Genomic DNA, 15024 nt, shown 5'->3' on the forward strand with positions numbered 1-15024 from the left:
GTTTCCGTCGTCCCCGCCCGGTCCGGTCCTTGCGGATCTCGAAGTCCATCGCACCCCTTGAACTGGGGTGTTGCAACGATCCCTAGAACCCAAGCGTACCCGCCCGGGGCCGCGCCGCAGCCGCTGCCGGACCCTCAGATCTCGTCGTCCAGGCCCTGCTCGATGGCGTACCGGACCAGCTCCACCCGGTTGTGCAGCTGCAGCTTCCCGAGCGTGTTCTGCACGTGGTTCTGCACCGTCCGGTGGGACAGCACCAGCCGGTCGGCGATCTGCCGGTACGACAGCCCCTTGGCCACCAGCCGCAGCACCTCGGTCTCCCGGGCGGTCAGCCGCGGGGCGGCCGGCGCCGAGGCCGGGGCCGGCTCGGCGGCCAGCCGGCGGAACTCGCCGAGCACCAGGCCGGCCAGGCCCGGGGTGAACACCGCGTCGCCGACGGCCGTACGGCGCACCGCGTCCAGCAGCTCCTCCCGCCCGGCCGACTTCACCAGGTAGCCGGTCGCGCCGGACTTCACCGCCTCCAGCACGTCCTGGTGCTCACCGCTGGCCGACAGCACCAGCACCCGCACCGCCGGGTCGTGCGCGACCACCTGGCGGCACACCTCGGCACCGGGCAGGCCGGGCAGGTTGAGGTCCAGCACGACCACCTGCGGCGTGCAGGCGCGGGCCCGGCGCACGGCCTCCTCGCCGTCGCCGGCGGTGGCCACCACGTCCAGTCCGGCCTCGGCGAGGTCACGCGAGACGGCGTCCCGCCACATCGGGTGGTCGTCCACCACCATCACCCGCACCGGCCGGTCGGCGGTCGGCTGATCGGTCATCGGCTGGCTGGTCATTGAGTGGCCTTCCTCGGGACGCGCAGTTCGACCTCGACGCCCTCCCCGGGCGCCGAGTACAGCTCGGCCGTGCCGCCGAGGTCCAGCAGCCGGCCGCGGATGGACTGGGAGACGCCGAGCCGGCCCGCCTGCTCGGCCTCGCCCAGCCGGCCCGGGGCGTAGCCGGGCCCGTCGTCGCGGATGCCGACCGTGACGACCTCCGGCTCGTCCTCGACCAGGATCCAGGCCCGGGCCCGCTCCCCCGCGTGCTTGCGCACGTTGTCGACGGCCGCGCCGACGGCCGCCGCGAGCTCGCCCGCCGCCTGACCGGGCAGCAGCACCGGGGTGCCGGGGGCGGAGAGCGTGATCCGCTCGTCCGCGTACGGGCGCAGCAGCACGGTCAGGTCGCACGGCGCGTGCGGGTCCGGCGGCTCGGCGGCGTCGGACCGCGACGCGCGCCGCGCCGGCAGCGGACCGCCCGTCATCAGCGCCCGCAGCGCGCGCTCCTGCTCACCGGCCAGCCGGCCGAGCTCGGCGAAGTCCGCGCCGGAGGCCGTCCGCTCGCTCAGCTCCGCGCCGCGCCGCTGGACCAGGGCGAGCACCTGGAGCACGCCGTCGTGGATGTCGCGGGAGAGCCGCTCGCGCTCCCGGGTGGCCGCCTCGACCTGGAGCGCCCGGGTGAGGGTGGCCTCGCTGGCCCGGGCCAGCTCGATCACGTAGCCGATCGCGCAGCCGGCCACCATCAGCAGCACGATGTTGTGGATGTTGTCGCCGGTCGGCCCGCCGTGGCCGAGGATGTTGGCGACGCCGATCACCGAGCCCGAGGCCGCCGCCGGGCGCCAGCCGCCCTTCGCGGCGAAGCCCAGCACCGTGCCGGCCGCCCAGATGGTCGGCAGGGTGGGCGCGCCGTGGCTGATCCGGGCCGGGGAGTCGGTCATGCCGCTCATCACGATGCCGGTGACGGCGAGGGTGAGGTCGGCGCCCAGGACGTACCAGGTGCAGCGCTGCGGGTTGGCGAAGGCCCGGGTGCTGGCCAGGGTCCACAGGGTCAGCGCGCCGAGGAAGATCCAGCCGGCCACCGGGTGCAGGAAGTGCAGGTACGAGTTGAAGTACCGCAGCAGGGCGTAGCACAGGGCCAGCACCCGGAAGTAGGAGATCGCCTTCCACAGCGGGAGTTCGACGGACATGCCGCCGGCCGCCACCGTGCCTCCGACCGCGCCGGCTCTGCCCCCGTCGTCCGTCATCCGCCCCTCCCCTGGGCCCGTCCGGGCGGCCGAGCGGCCGTCCGGACGCCTACTCCGGCTTCTCCTGCTGCTTCTCCGAGGTGCCCGCCTCGGCGGCCTTCTCCGCTTCGGCGGCCTTCTCCGCCTTCTCGGCCTCGGCGGCCTCCGCCTTCTCCGCCTTGGCGGCGGCCCGGCGCTCGGCGTCGGCCTTCTTCTTGTCGTCCGCGATCTGCCGCTTGGCGGCGGTCGCGTAGATGTCCACGTACTCCTGGCCGGAGAGCCGCATGATCTCGTACATCACCTCGTCCGTCACCGAACGGAGGATGAAGCGGTCGTTCTCCATGCCGTGGTAGCGGGAGAAGTCCAGCGGGCGGCCGATCCGGATGCCGGGGCGGATGCCGAAGTTGGGGATCACCTGGCCGGGCGGCTGCACCTTCTCGGTGTCGATCATGGCGACCGGGATCACCGGGGCGCCGGTAGCCAGCGCGACGCGGGCCAGGCCGCCGACCTTGCCGCGGTACAGCTTGCCGTCGGGCGACCGGGTGCCCTCCGGGTAGACGCCGAACAGCTCGCCGCTGTCCAGCACCGCGATGGCGCTGCGGATCGCGGCCTCACCGGCGCCGCGCACGCCCGAGCGGTCCACCGGCAGCTGGCCGACGCCCTTGAAGAACGCGGCGGTCAGCCGGCCCTTGAGGCCCGGGGTGTTGAAGTACTCGGCCTTCGCGATGAAGGTGACCCGGCGCCTGATCAGGGCGGGGAAGAAGAACGAGTCCGAGAAGGACAGGTGGTTGCTCGCGATGATCGCCGCACCCTCGGTGGGGATGTTCTCCTCGCCCTCGATCCAGGGCCGGAAGAAGATCCGAAGCAGTGGCGCGACGATCATCTTCATCAGTCGGTAGAACAACCCGGGCCTCCTGTTATGCGGACCGGTCGATCCTAATGCCCCGCGGCCGTCCGCTGTGCCCGCCCCCGCCGTACGGACCGCGCCCGGCCCCTTCGCAGGGGGTGTACGACCCGGCGCGGAGCGTGGGACGATGCGATTTCGCAGCACTTCCCCCTCCAGCGTCCTCTCCCCCAGCGCCACCCGCCCGCGAAGGAGTCCGCCATGCCGTTGCTGCCCGGTGCCGAGCCGTACCGCCACACCGGCGGGCCGGTGGGAGTGCTGCTCTGCCACGGCTTCACCGGGTCGCCGCAGTCGCTGCGGCCGTGGGCCGACGAACTGGCTGCGGCCGGCTTCACCGTCTCGCTGCCGCTGCTGCCCGGGCACGGCACCCGCTGGCAGGACATGCAGCTCACCCGCTGGGAGGACTGGTACGCGGAGGTCGAGCGCGAGCTGCTGGCGCTCGCCGACGAGTGCGAGCAGGTCTTCGTCTGCGCCCTGTCGATGGGCGGCGCGCTGGCGCTGCGGCTCGCCGCGCTGCACGGGCCGACGGTCTCCGGGCTGGTGCTGGTCAACCCGTCGGTGCGCTCGGACACCCCCGCGAGCGTGCTGCTGCCGGTGCTGCGCCACCTGCTGCCCAGCCTGCCCGGGGTCGCCAACGACATCGCCCGGGCCGGTGCGGTCGAGGTCGGCTACGACCGCACCCCGCTGCACGCCGCCTGGTCGCTGAGCCGGCTGTGGCGGGAGGTCCAGCGGCTGCTGCCGGAGGTGACCCAGCCGGTGCTGCTCTTCCACAGCCCGCAGGACCACGTCGTCTCGCCGGCCAACTCGGAACTGGTACTGGCCCGGATATCCTCGACGGACGTGACGGAGCGGCTGTGCCAGCGCAGTTTCCACGTCGCGACGCTGGACCACGACGCGGCGGAAATATTCGCGGCCGGCCAGGACTTCATCCAACGGCTGGCCCCCGCGCACGCGGCGGGCGTCACCCGGGTCGAATCCGACGATCACCATGGCTGAAGGGCCGGAAGTGCACGAGAGCAGCACGGCGGGCGGCGGGGACGAGACTCCCCGCGAGGACGGCGCGACCAAGGACGGCGGGACGGACGCCGCCACCCCGGGCGGTGCGCCGACGGACCGTACCGGCCCGGAGGGCACGGCGACGCCCCCGCCCGGCCGGGACGCCGCCGCAGGCTCCGCGGGAGAGGCCGCGGGCGACACCGCCGAACGCCGTCCGCGCCGGGCGCCCGAGCGCAGCCAGGCCGAGCAGGACGCGATCTTCGCCGCCCTGGTGGCACAGTTCGACGACCCGGTCGACCTCAACAACCCGAACTGGCCCGAGGTCGAGAACCTCCGGGCGCAGAACGACCTCAAGGGCGGCTACAAGGAAGGCGGCGCCGGCGGCCGCGGCGACCAGGACGACCTGGCCGACCTCGCCCCGCAGCCCCGCCCCCGCTCCGGCCGACCGGTGATGCCGGCGGGCGGCGCGGGCCCGCGCGACTTCGAACTGGCCGAGGAGACCGACGAGGGGCACTTCGTCCCGCCGGAGCCCCCGCCGCTGCCGGCCGCCGACGTGACCGCCAAGTTCGCCTGGCTGGCGGTGCTCGGCGGCCCGGCGCTGCTGCTGGTCGACGCGGTGGTCTGGCGGGAGATCTCCGGCTGGCCCGCCTGGGTCGGGATCACCGCTTTCCTCGGCGGCTTCGTGACCCTGGTCGCGCGGATGAAGGACCGCGACGAGGACGAGCCGGAGGACCCGGACCACGGCGCGGTCGTCTAGCCGACCTGCCGACCACCCGGCCGGCCGCCCGGCCGGCTCGTCGGCAGTTCGAGGACGGCGAGCACCGGCAGGTGGTCGGTCGCGGCCCGCAGGTCGGCCTCGGTGACGCCGGGCAGCCCGTGCGGCACCCCGCAACCGAGGACGGTGATCCCGGGTGTGGCGAAGACGGCGTCGATCCGCTGGTAGGGGCGCTCCGGCACGGAGGTGAACTCGCCTCCCCAGGGCGCGGTCGGGTACCCGTCCTGGAGCCGCGAGGCCAGAAGCCGCCAGCCCGGCCCGTCCGGGTGCTCGTTGAAGTCCCCTGCCACGACGCCGAGTTCGGCGATTGCGAGCTGGTCGAGGAGCAGCTCGAACTGCCCGTACCGCTCCTCCTGGTCCAGGCTGAGGTGGCAGCTGGTGACGCTGAACGGCTCCGTGCCGGGCAGCCGCAGCAGCGCGCCGGCGAAGCCCCGGGCGTGCAGGCCGCGGGTCTTGGGCAGCAGCCGGTCGTGCACCTCCAGCAGTTCCACCGCGCCGGGCCGGCCGAGCAGCAGCGGGCCGGCGGCGGTGCGGCCGCCGCCGGCCAGCACGGCCGTGCCGGTGCTCCGGGCCAGCCAGGCGGCCTGGCCCTCGGGCCGCCAGTAGCGCGGGGACTCCTGGACGCAGACCACGTCCGGCTCGCAGGCCCGGATCACCCGGGCCAGCGCCCGCCGGTCGTCGCGCAGCGAGCGGATGTTGTAGCTGAGCAGCCGCAGCCGGCCGGGGCCGGGCGGCGGCAGCGGTTCGGCCCGCGCGGCGGTCCCGGTCATGGCGGTGGTCGTGGTCGCGGCGCTCATGGTCCTCCCCTGGGCGGTCACCGGATCGATCCGACCGTACGCGGCCGGGCCGGGACGTGCGACGGCGGCGGTGCGTCCGGGATCGGTCGGGGCCCGGTCGCACCGCCGCCGGCGGGCTCGGAGGGGGTCAGGCGGTGCGGGCGAGGTCCGCCGCGCCGACGATGCCGGCGGCGGAGCCCATCGAGGCCAGCACGACCTCGGCGCGCGGGCGGTGCACCCCGCCGGTCAGGTAGTGCTCGAACGCCTTGGCGACCGGGTCGAGCAGCAGCCGGCCGGAGTCGGAGACGCCGCCGCCGAGCACGAAGACGCCCGGGTCGAACAGTGCGGCGAGGTCGGCCATGCCGCGGCCCAGCCAGTCGGCCAGTTCGGCGTAGCACTCCAGGGCGAGCGGGTCGCCCTCCTCCGCGGCCTGGGTGATGTGGATGCCGCGGATGGTCTCGGCCACGCCGTCGTTGAGTTCCAGCATCCGGTGGCCGCGCTGCGGGTCGGCGGCCGCCTTCTCCCGGCCGTAGCGGCGCAGCGCGCGCCCGGAGCCGTACTGCTCCCAGCAGCCCTTGCCGCCGCAGCCGCAGAGCAGGCCGTCGGGGACCATGTTGAGGTGGCCGATCTCGCCGGCCACGCCGAAGCGGCCGCGGTGCAGCCGGTTGTCCAGGACGATGCCGCCGCCGATGCCGGTGCCGACGGTGATCAGCAGCATGTCGCGGTGGTCGGCGGCCGCGCCGAAGCGGAACTCGGCCCAGGCCGCGCAGTTGGCGTCGTTCTCGACGACGGTGGACAGGCCGGTGAGCTCCTCGATCCGGCCGCGCAGCGGCTCGTTCTCCCAGTCGATGTTGGGAGCGAAGATCACGGTCGAGCGGTTGCTGTCGACGAACCCGGGGGCGCCGACGCCCACCGCCGTGACACCGGGGTGCTCCTCCTTGAGCTCGCGCACGGCCTGCGCGATGGCGTCGACCGCCCACTGCGGGTCGGCCGGGGTGGGCACCCTGGTCCGGGCCAGGATGGCGCCCGCCTCGTCGACCACGCCTGCCGCGATCTTGGTCCCGCCGACATCGACGCCGATGGTCAGAGCCATGTGTCCCTCAGCTATTCACTCGTTCCGCTGGACGGAACGCTACCGCCCAACCCGGCCCCCGTACACAGCCTCGCATACATTATCCGAAGACAATCCTGGGACAGCCTGGCCGCGACGCTTCAAAAGTCGTATCTAATCTCCTTCTTCGTGACGTACGAGAGCAACGCGATCACCCTCCGAAAGCCACGGTTTCACTGCTTGACGGACGACCCGTCAGCCTCGTCAACATCGCGGCCGAGGTCGCCGTCGAGGTCGAGGTCGATCTTCTCGGTCGGCGCGCCCTGCCCGGCGGTCCAGCGGCTCTCGTGCCCGGCCACGGCGGCGCGGTAGGCGGCCAGCAGCTCGGCGCCCGCGGCGGCGAGCCCGGTGCCGGCCGCGGCGAGGTGGGAGTAGACCTCCGGCTGCTGGGTGCGCAGCCGGTCGGCCAGCCCGGACAGGGTGATCAGGGTGGTGGCGCTCGCCTCCTGGGCCTTGTCGCCGAGCGCACCGGCGAACCGGCGCACCTCGTCCACCAGCGGGCCCAGCTCCGGCCCGAACGGGTGCCCCTGGCCGCCCTGCTCGCCGTCCTGCTCGCCGTCCGGCCGGCCTCCGGGCTCGGTGCGGTCGTCGGTGCTGGTCATCGCGGGCGCCTCCTCAGCCGTGGCCGCACCCCGCGGCCCCTTGGGCCCGACGCTACCCGACCGGCCGGGCGGCCCGAAAAGCCGCCGGACCCCCGCCGGACTCCCGCCGAAGCGCCGCTGAAGCGCCGCCGAACCCCCGTCAGCCCCGGGGCCAGAGCGCCGGGTCGGGCGCGAACCGCACCGAGAGCACCCCGTCGTGCAGCCCCGCCCCGGCCACCGTGCAGCGGCGCAGCGCGGACGGGAGGGTGAGCACCCGGCGGTGGGTGCCGATTCCGACCACCAGTTCGTCACCCCGGCGGACCAGGTCCAGTTCGGAGCGGTCGGCGCCGGGCAGGTCGAGGTGCCAGACCAGCAGGCCCTCCTCGGCGAGCCGGTCCTCGACCGGCCAGGGCCCGGGGGCGAGCCGCTCGGGCCCGTCCCCGTCCCCGTAGAGCCGGTCGGCGACGGCTTCCAGGGTGGCGTCGGCCAGGCCGGTGACCAGCACCGGGGCGTCGGTCTCGGCGGCGAGCGCGGTCAACTCCTCCTGCCGGCGGCGGGCCAGGGCGGCCAGCCAGGGGTCGGGCGAGGAGACGGCGGCCCCGGGCAACGTGCCGTGCACCACCACGGCGTCCGGCCGGTGCCCGTGCAACGCGAGTCCGGCCCGGATCCGGCGCAGCTCGCGGTACGGGTGGCCGTCGGCCGGGACGACCAGCCGGACGCTGGTGCCGGGGCCGGTGATCGCGGCGCGGGACTCGGCGAGCGCCGCGACGGCCTTGGTGCGCCCCTCGTACAGCCAGTCGGCGGGCATCGGGACACCGGCCAGCCCGGCCAGCAGCGGGCGCAGCGCCCGGGCGGCCTGCCGCTGCTCGGGGACGAGCCGGTCCAGGTAGCGGGCGAGCTGTTCGGGCAGGGCGAGGGTGGCGATCAGCTCGGCGGGCGGCGGGGCGAGCACGACCAGGACGTCCTGGTCGGCGGCGGGCAGGGCGCGCAGCAGGGCGAGCCGGGCGATGCCGGGGAGGGCGGTGAGCTCCTCGGGGTCGAGCTGTTCGGCGCCGAGCAGGTCGAGGGCGGGCTTGAGCCGGCTGGTGAGCTCGCCGACGGCGTAGCGGAAGGCGGCCTGCTCGTCGATCCGGGAGACGGTCAGGCCCGGTGCGTGGAGGAGCGGTTCGGGCTCCAGCCGGGTGCCGAGGGCGGAGTCCAGGGCGCGGTGCGGGTCGTCGGCGGCCAGCAGCCAGGTGCGGTGGCCGCGCCGGGCGGCGTGCAGGGCGGTGGCGGCGGCCACCGTGGGAGCCCCCGAGTCACCGCTGATCAGGATGGTGCGTGTCGCCGTCATGCCGTCCGGCCCCCCGTTCGGTCGTGTCAGCCTTCGACGCGCTTCTTCAGACCGGCCAGGGCGCGGTCGATGATGACCTTCTCGGCCTTGCGCTTGATCATGCCGAGCATCGGGATCTTGACGTCCACGGCGAGCTGGTACGTCACCTCGGTGCGGCCGCCGGCCAGCGGGGCGAGGGTGTAGGAGCCGTCCAGCGAGCGGAGCATCTGGCTGCGAACGAGGGTCCAGGAGACCTCGCGGTCGCCGTCCCAGGTGTAGGCGAGGACGTGCTCGTCGCGGATGGCGCCGGCGTCGAGCAGCAGCCGGACCTCGGCGGCGCGGCCGTCCTCGCCGGCCTTGAGGACCTCGATCTCCTTGACCTCCCCGGTCCAGGCCGGGTAGGCGGCGAAGTCGGCGATCACGGCCATGACCGTGGCCGGGGTCGCGTCGATGGTGATGCTCGACCTGGTGTGCTCCGCCATTGGAATGGCCCTCCGCCTCGTCCCTCTGCCTGCCGGTCCGGCCGGGGCGCGCTCGGCCCGGTCCGCCCGGAGCAGGCTATCGCGCCCGGCGGGCGGCGCGGCGGCGCGGGCCGTGCCCGGCGGGCGGCCGTGGTGCGGGCGGCCGCCGGGCGGCAGGGCATGTTACCGGCCGGTCGCCCTGCTCTGTCGTAGGGTGCCATTCGAACGACCCGGTCACGGCCTGGTCCGACCCGGCCGGGTGTGACACTTCGAACACCGGAGCCGACCCCTCTGGTCGAAGCTGCCTACCGGGCAGTAACGTCCTGCCGTCCCGCAGCGTCGCGTACGAGGAGCAGTCTTGCTCGACTTCAGCCTTCCGGCCCTCTACCAGGTACCGAGCAACGGCAACCTCGCCGACCCGGTGCACCGGAACGCCGAGATGCACCCGGATCTCGCCGTGCTCAGCCGGAAGGTGGACGGCCAGTGGCAGGAGTTGACGTCGGTCCAGTTCCTGGCCGAGGTTCACGCCACCGCCAAGGGCCTGATCGCCGCCGGTGTCGAGGCGGGTGACCGGGTCGCCATCATGTCCCGTACCCGGTACGAGTGGACGCTGCTGGACTTCGCGATCTGGACGGCCGGCGCGATCACCGTGCCGGTGTACGAGACCTCCTCCGCCGAGCAGGTCGAGTGGATCCTCGGCGACTCCGGCGCGGTCGCCGTGATCACCGAGACCGACCAGCACGTCCGGGTGGTCGGCACGGTCCGCGAGCGGCTGCCGGAGCTGAAGCACACCTGGCAGATCGAGGGCGGGGCGATCGCCGCCCTGGCCGAGGCCGGACAGGACGTCCCGGACGCGACGATCGAGGAGCGCCGCCGGATCGCCGGCCCCGACGACATCGCCACCATCGTCTACACCTCGGGCACCACCGGCCGCCCGAAGGGCTGTCAGCTGACCCACGGCAACTTCCTGGCCGAGTGCGGCAACGTCGTCGAGCGCCTGGCCCCGATGTTCAACACCGGCGAGAGTTCGGTCCTGCTCTTCCTGCCGCTGGCCCACGTCTTCGCCCGGCTCGTCGAGATCGCCCCGGCGATGGCCCCGATCAAGCTCGGCCACGTCTCCGACATCCGGGACGTCACCGCCGAGCTGGCCTCCTTCAAGCCGACCCTGATCCTGGGCGTGCCCAGAGTGTTCGAGAAGGTCTACAACACCGCCCGCTCCAAGGCCCAGGCCGACGGCAAGGGCAAGATCTTCGACAAGGCCTCCGACACCGCGATCGCCTACAGCCGGGCGCTGGACGCGGGTGGCCCCGGCCTGGTGCTGCGGCTCAAGCACGCGGTCTTCGACAAGCTGGTCTACGGCAAGCTGCGCGCCGCCCTCGGCGGCCGGGCCAGCTACGCCATCTCGGGCGGCGCCCCGCTCGGCGAGCGCCTGGGCCACTTCTACCGGGGCATCGGCTTCACCGTCCTGGAGGGCTACGGCCTGACGGAGACCTGCGCGGCCACCGCCTTCAACCCGTGGGACAAGCAGAAGATCGGTACGGTCGGCCAGCCGGTGCCCGGCTCCTCCGTGCGGATCGCCGAGGACGGCGAGGTCTTCTTCAAGGGCCCGCACGTCTTCACCGGCTACTGGAACAACCCGAAGGCCACCGCCGACACCCTCAAGGACGGCTGGATCGCCACCGGCGACCTCGGCTCGCTGGACTCCGACGGCTACCTGACCATCACCGGCCGCAAGAAGGAGATCATCGTCACGGCCGGCGGCAAGAACGTCGCCCCCGCCGTGATCGAGGACCGGATCCGGGCCCACGCCCTGGTCGGCGAGGTCATGGTGGTCGGCGACCGCAAGCCCTTCATCGCCTGCCTGATCACCGTCGACCCGGACTTCTTCCCGAAGTGGAAGGAGCTCAACGGCAAGCCCGCCGGCGCCACCGTCGCCGACCTCGCCGACGACCCGGACCTGCTGGCCGCCCTCCAGAGCGCGGTGGACGACGGCAACGCCGCCGTCTCGCACGCCGAGGCGGTCAAGAAGTTCCGGCTGCTGGACACCGAGTTCTCCGAGGAGAGCGGCCACCTGACGCCCTCGCTCAAGCTCAAGCGCAACGTCGTGCTGAAGGACTACGCGGCCGACATCGAGGCGCTCTACCGGAAGTAGCCGCCGGAAGCGGCCGCCCGACGCGGCCCGACCGCCGGCGCCGGACGGGCCCCGCCGCTCCAGGAAAGTGGCGGGGCCCGTCGGCGTCACCCGGCCAGCAGCGAGGTCAGCCGCCCGGCCAGCAGGTCCCAGCGCCAGGAGCGCTCCACCCAGCGCCGCCCGGCCTCGCCCATCCGCCGCCGCAGCTCCTCGTCGCGCAGCAGCCGCACGATCCGCTCGGCCGCCGCCGGGGCCGAGCCGCCGGGCACCACGTACCCGGTCTCGCCCTCCAGCACCGCGTCCGGTGCGCCGCCGGAGTCCCCCGCGACCACCGGCAGGCCGGTCGCCGAGGCCTCCAGGTAGACGATGCCCAGGCCCTCGACGTCCAGCCCCCCGCGCCGGGTGCGGCACGGCATCGCGAAGACGTCCCCGGCCCCGTAGTGGGCGGGCAGCTCCTCCCACGGCACCGAGCCGGTGAACCGCACCGAGTCCCGCACGCCCGTGGCGTCGGCGAGCTTCTCCAGGTCCGCCCGGTACGGGCCGCCGCCGACGATCAGCAGCACCGCGTCCGGCACGTCGGCGAGGATCTGCGGCATCGCCTCGATCAGGGTGTCCTGGCCCTTGCGCGGCACCAGCCGGGAGACGCAGACCACCACCGGCCGGTCCGCCAGCCCGAGCCGGCGGCGCACCTCGGCGCCCCCGGAGCCCGGGTGGAAGGTCGTCTCGTCCACGCCCGGCGGCAGCTGGACCATCCGGGCCGCCGCCTGCGGCCCGACCGCGGCGGCGATCCGGGAGCGGGTGTACTCGCCCAGGTAGGTCAGCACGTCGGTGCCGGCGCCGATCCGGCGCAGCAGCTGCCGGGAGACCGGCAGCTGGGCCCAGGCGGCCTCGTGGCCGTGGGTCATGCCGAGCAGCCGCCCGGCCCCGGCCCGGCGCAGCGTGGGCGCCATCAGCCCGAGCGGCGCGGCGGCGCCGAACCAGACCGAGTCGCACTTCTCCGCGCGCAGGATCTCGGCGGCCCGCCGGGTGACCCGCGGTGTGGGAACCATCACCTTCGTCCGGTCCCGGATCACCGGGAACGGCTGCTCGGCGTCGAAGCGGGCCACCTCGCTGCCGTCCCGCCAGGTCGAGGCGTACACCACGACACTGCCTGCGGGCTGACGGACGGCCATGTTGTGCACGAAGGCCTGGATGCCACCGGGGCGCGGCGGGAAGTCATTGGTGACGATCAAGGTTCTGTGCATCAGGCCACGGCTCGCTCGGTCGGGGGGTGCGCGGTGTACCGCTGGGTGATCCGTACGATAGGTCAACACCATGACCCGCCGGGAACGGAACCGCGCACGGCAACCGTTTGACCCCCGGGTCAGTCCTAGTACCTAGGCCGCAGTGCGACGCGGCCCGGGCGTCCGTCTCCACGACGCCTCCGGTGGGGACGTCCGAGACGAACGAGGGAGCGCAGTGGAATTGGCCCCGGCCACCGAGCCCGGTTCTTCACGCGGCCGCCTCGGCCGCCCGCTCGGGGCGCTCGCCGCGCTCGGCGCCACCTGGATCGCCACCCGCGCGCTGCTGGTGCTGCTGGCGACGGGCGTGCTGAAGGCGCCCGGCGGCGACGTCACGGCGGACGTCTGGATGATCTACCACGCCTGGTACGGCGTGCTCCAGACCGGCACCTTCCCCTTCGACGACGTCACCTGGCAGTACCCGCCGGGCGCCGCCCTGGTGATCCTGCTGCCGGGCCTGCTGCCCTGGTCGTACCTGGTCTCGTTCTGGGTGATCTGCGGGATCGCCGACGCCGCCGCGGCCGCGCTGCTGGTGCGCACCGGCCTGCGCCGGGGCCGGGCGCTGACCGGCGCCTGGATGTGGGTGGTGGGCGTCCCGCTGCTCGGCCCGATGATCTACAACCGCTTCGACGTCATCGTCACCGCGGTCGCCCTGGCCGGCCTGCTGGCGCTGATCCGCCGCCCGGCGGTCGGCGGGCTGCTGCTGGGCCTGGGCGGCATCGTCAAGATCTGGCCGCTGCTCGGCCTGATCGGCACCCCCTCCGGCCGCCGCACCCGCCGTTCCTGGACACTGGCCGGCGCCACCGCCGTCTCGATCGGCTTCCTGCTGGCCGCCGGGATGAACGGCGCCTTCGACTTCCTGGCCTTCCAGAAGGACCGCGGCATCGAGGTCGAGTCGCTCGGCGCGCTGCCGCTGCACTTCGCCCGGCTCGCCGGCGGCTGGGACGGCCGGGTCACGATGAACTACGGCTCCCCCGAGATGCTCGGGCCGTGGGTGAGCGTGATCAGCAAGGTGATGATGGCCGGCACCGTGCTGGGCTTCGCCTGGCTGCTGCTGTGGCGCTACACCTCCAAGCGCCGCAGCGCGGCCACCATGTACGACGCGGCGCTGTGCGCGCTGCTGATCTTCGTGGTGACCAGCCGGGTGATCAGCCCGCAGTACCTGGTCTGGCTGGTCGGCGTCGCGGCGGTCTGCCTGACCGTGCGCAACAGCAGCCAGCGGCCGGTGGCGGTGCTGATCCTGCTCGCCTGCCCGCTGACCCTGGTCGAGTTCCCGACCATGTTCACCCAGGTGCTGGCCAGCGACCCGGTGGCGGTCACCGTGCTGGCCGCGCGCAACCTGCTGCTGCTGGCCGCGGCCGTGCTCTCCTGCGTCCGGCTCTGGCGCTCGACCCGCGGGGAGGCGCCGCTGCCGCCGACCGTGGTGCTGGACCGCGAGCCCGCCGCGCTGCCGTCCGCCGGCTACCCGGTGCGCCCGGGCATCGCCTACGAGCAGGACCTGCTGGACGGCATCGACCACCCGGGCGCCCCGGCCGAGCAGCGCCGCTGATCAGCCCCTCAGCTCCGCCATCCGCGCCAGCCACTGCCGGGTGAACTCCTCCAGCCCGACGCCCAGCTCGCGGCGCATCAGCCGGTCGGTGCGGCGCTCCCGGTCCTCGCCCTGCCCGTCGGCCGCGCCGATCGCGCGGTAGAAGGCGACCAGCCGCTGCGGCCCGTGGGTGCGGGCGATCAGCTCGCAGGCCAGCCAGGACTGCTCGTAGGCCTGGGCGATGCCGGTGGCCCCGGCGGCGAAGTCCCGGTCGGCGGGCAGCGCGGTGGGCGTCCTCCCGGCGGCGACGTCCCGGGCCAGCTCGGGGGCGACCTGCTGCGGGCTGCGGCCCGAGTCGCGGTACGCCGTCCAGTCGGCGACGCCCTCGGAGAGCCACAGCGGGGTCCAGGCCCGGGTGTCGGCCCTGGTCGCGACGTGGGTGGCCTCGTGGGTGATCACCACCTGGCGGCCGAAGTCGCTGAGCCGGCCGTACACCTCCGGGTTGACCAGCACCCGGTCCGCCGGGGTGTGCCACGGTGCGCCCGGGGCGGCCACGGTGACCGCCGCCATGCCCGTCCAGCCGTCCGGGTCGCCCTCCAGCAGCCGGGCGAACTGCTCCTCGGTGGCGGGCCGCTCCAGCAGCAGCCGCTCCGGCCAGGCGCCGCCCCAGACCTCGGTGACGGCGGGCACCGCCCGGTCCCCCACCGCGGCCAGCTCGGCCGGGTCGGGCCCGGCGGCCGGCCCGACCACCAGGCAGTTCGCTCCCGGAGCCGACCGGAGCGGCCCGAAGTCCCACGGCGCGGGCGGGCCGCCCGCGCTCTCCTCGCGCTCGACCCGCCAGCCGTCGCCGGCCCGGACCAGCTCGATCCGGCGCGGGTACACCACCGGGTACTCGTCGTACCCGGCGATCCGCACCGCCAGTTCGGCGGCGGCGGTCAGCCGCTCCGGCCCGCCGGAGGCGGCGAGCACCAGGTTGCGGTACCCCGCCCCGGCCACCGGCAGCCCGGCCCACGGCGGCGCCGAACGCGCCCGCTCCGCCAGCGCGGCGGCCACCTCGGCGTGCCGGTCCGCCGAGCGGGCCGCGGGCGCCGCCGGGGCGGCGGGAGGCAGCGACAGCTGGGCCAGCCCACCGGCCGC

General features: G+C 74.5%; 14 protein-coding genes. 4 read left to right on the forward strand and 10 right to left on the reverse strand.

The window, feature by feature from the left end:
• Positions 1-134: 134 nt before the first annotated feature.
• The 3 genes from ACFWJ4_RS21030 to ACFWJ4_RS21040 are packed head-to-tail and all read right to left on the reverse strand — an operon-like array spanning position 135 to position 2936.
• Positions 135-830 (reverse strand): response regulator, encoded by a 696-nt coding sequence (locus ACFWJ4_RS21030; RefSeq protein ID WP_380353246.1) that lies wholly within the window; start codon positions 828-830, stop codon positions 135-137.
• The gene (gene macS, locus ACFWJ4_RS21035) at positions 827-2053 is read right to left on the reverse strand and encodes a MacS family sensor histidine kinase (RefSeq protein ID WP_380545957.1); all 1227 of its coding nucleotides are present in this window, start codon (positions 2051-2053) and stop codon (positions 827-829) included. The genes ACFWJ4_RS21030 and macS overlap by 4 nt, the downstream gene beginning before the upstream one ends.
• Before the next feature lie 49 nt (positions 2054-2102).
• The gene (locus ACFWJ4_RS21040; RefSeq protein WP_380545959.1) at positions 2103-2936 is read right to left on the reverse strand and encodes a lysophospholipid acyltransferase family protein; all 834 of its coding nucleotides are present in this window, start codon (positions 2934-2936) and stop codon (positions 2103-2105) included.
• A 201-nt stretch (positions 2937-3137) separates the two neighbouring features.
• On the opposite strand from ACFWJ4_RS21040, the gene ACFWJ4_RS21045 reads away from it, so the two are divergent.
• Positions 3138-3932 carry an alpha/beta fold hydrolase gene (locus ACFWJ4_RS21045; RefSeq protein ID WP_359897094.1) on the forward strand — a complete coding sequence of 265 codons (795 nt, stop codon included), beginning with the start codon at positions 3138-3140 and terminating at the stop codon, positions 3930-3932.
• Between the two features lie 10 nt (positions 3933-3942).
• Positions 3943-4689 (forward strand): hypothetical protein, encoded by a 747-nt coding sequence (locus ACFWJ4_RS21050; protein WP_380545961.1) that lies wholly within the window; start codon positions 3943-3945, stop codon positions 4687-4689.
• Here ACFWJ4_RS21050 and ACFWJ4_RS21055 read toward each other — a convergent pair.
• The 5 genes from ACFWJ4_RS21055 to ACFWJ4_RS21075 all read right to left on the reverse strand — a co-directional run bounded on the left by ACFWJ4_RS21055 (position 4686) and on the right by ACFWJ4_RS21075 (position 8969).
• Positions 4686-5504 carry an endonuclease/exonuclease/phosphatase family protein gene (locus ACFWJ4_RS21055; protein ID WP_380545963.1) on the reverse strand — a complete coding sequence of 273 codons (819 nt, stop codon included), beginning with the start codon at positions 5502-5504 and terminating at the stop codon, positions 4686-4688. The genes ACFWJ4_RS21050 and ACFWJ4_RS21055 overlap by 4 nt on opposite strands.
• A gap of 127 nt (positions 5505-5631) precedes the next feature.
• On the reverse strand, positions 5632-6576 hold the full coding sequence (locus ACFWJ4_RS21060) for an ROK family glucokinase (protein ID WP_359897088.1): 945 nt from the start codon (positions 6574-6576) through the stop codon (positions 5632-5634).
• 191 nt (positions 6577-6767) lie between these two features.
• Positions 6768-7196: a DUF5304 family protein gene (locus ACFWJ4_RS21065; RefSeq protein WP_380545965.1), complete on the reverse strand. Its 429-nt coding sequence runs from the start codon at positions 7194-7196 to the stop codon at positions 6768-6770.
• A 139-nt stretch (positions 7197-7335) separates the two neighbouring features.
• On the reverse strand, positions 7336-8508 hold the full coding sequence (locus ACFWJ4_RS21070; RefSeq protein ID WP_380545967.1) for an ArsA family ATPase: 1173 nt from the start codon (positions 8506-8508) through the stop codon (positions 7336-7338).
• A gap of 26 nt (positions 8509-8534) precedes the next feature.
• A complete protein-coding gene (locus ACFWJ4_RS21075) occupies positions 8535-8969 on the reverse strand; it encodes an SRPBCC family protein (protein WP_359897082.1) in 435 nt (144 codons plus the stop codon).
• A 337-nt stretch (positions 8970-9306) separates the two neighbouring features.
• Here ACFWJ4_RS21075 and ACFWJ4_RS21080 point away from each other — a divergent pair, with 337 nt between their 5' ends.
• Complete coding sequence (locus ACFWJ4_RS21080) at positions 9307-11100, forward strand: AMP-dependent synthetase/ligase (RefSeq protein WP_380545969.1); 1794 nt, start codon at positions 9307-9309, stop codon at positions 11098-11100.
• Positions 11101-11186: 86 nt separating this feature from the next.
• Here ACFWJ4_RS21080 and ACFWJ4_RS21085 read toward each other — a convergent pair whose 3' ends face one another.
• Positions 11187-12323 carry a glycosyltransferase family 4 protein gene (locus ACFWJ4_RS21085; protein WP_359897079.1) on the reverse strand — a complete coding sequence of 379 codons (1137 nt, stop codon included), beginning with the start codon at positions 12321-12323 and terminating at the stop codon, positions 11187-11189.
• A 214-nt stretch (positions 12324-12537) separates the two neighbouring features.
• Between ACFWJ4_RS21085 and ACFWJ4_RS21090 the strand changes: the two genes are divergently transcribed.
• Complete coding sequence (locus tag ACFWJ4_RS21090; protein ID WP_359897078.1) at positions 12538-13908, forward strand: glycosyltransferase 87 family protein; 1371 nt, start codon at positions 12538-12540, stop codon at positions 13906-13908.
• On the opposite strand, the gene ACFWJ4_RS21095 is transcribed toward ACFWJ4_RS21090, so the two are convergent.
• Positions 13909-14940: a hypothetical protein gene (locus ACFWJ4_RS21095; RefSeq protein ID WP_380545971.1), complete on the reverse strand. Its 1032-nt coding sequence runs from the start codon at positions 14938-14940 to the stop codon at positions 13909-13911. It abuts the gene before it with no gap.
• Positions 14941-15024: the final 84 nt, after the last annotated feature.

The sequence above is a fragment of the Kitasatospora sp. NPDC127067 genome (assembly GCF_042724755.1).
Lineage (GTDB): Bacteria > Actinomycetota > Actinomycetes > Streptomycetales > Streptomycetaceae > Kitasatospora > Kitasatospora lactacystinica.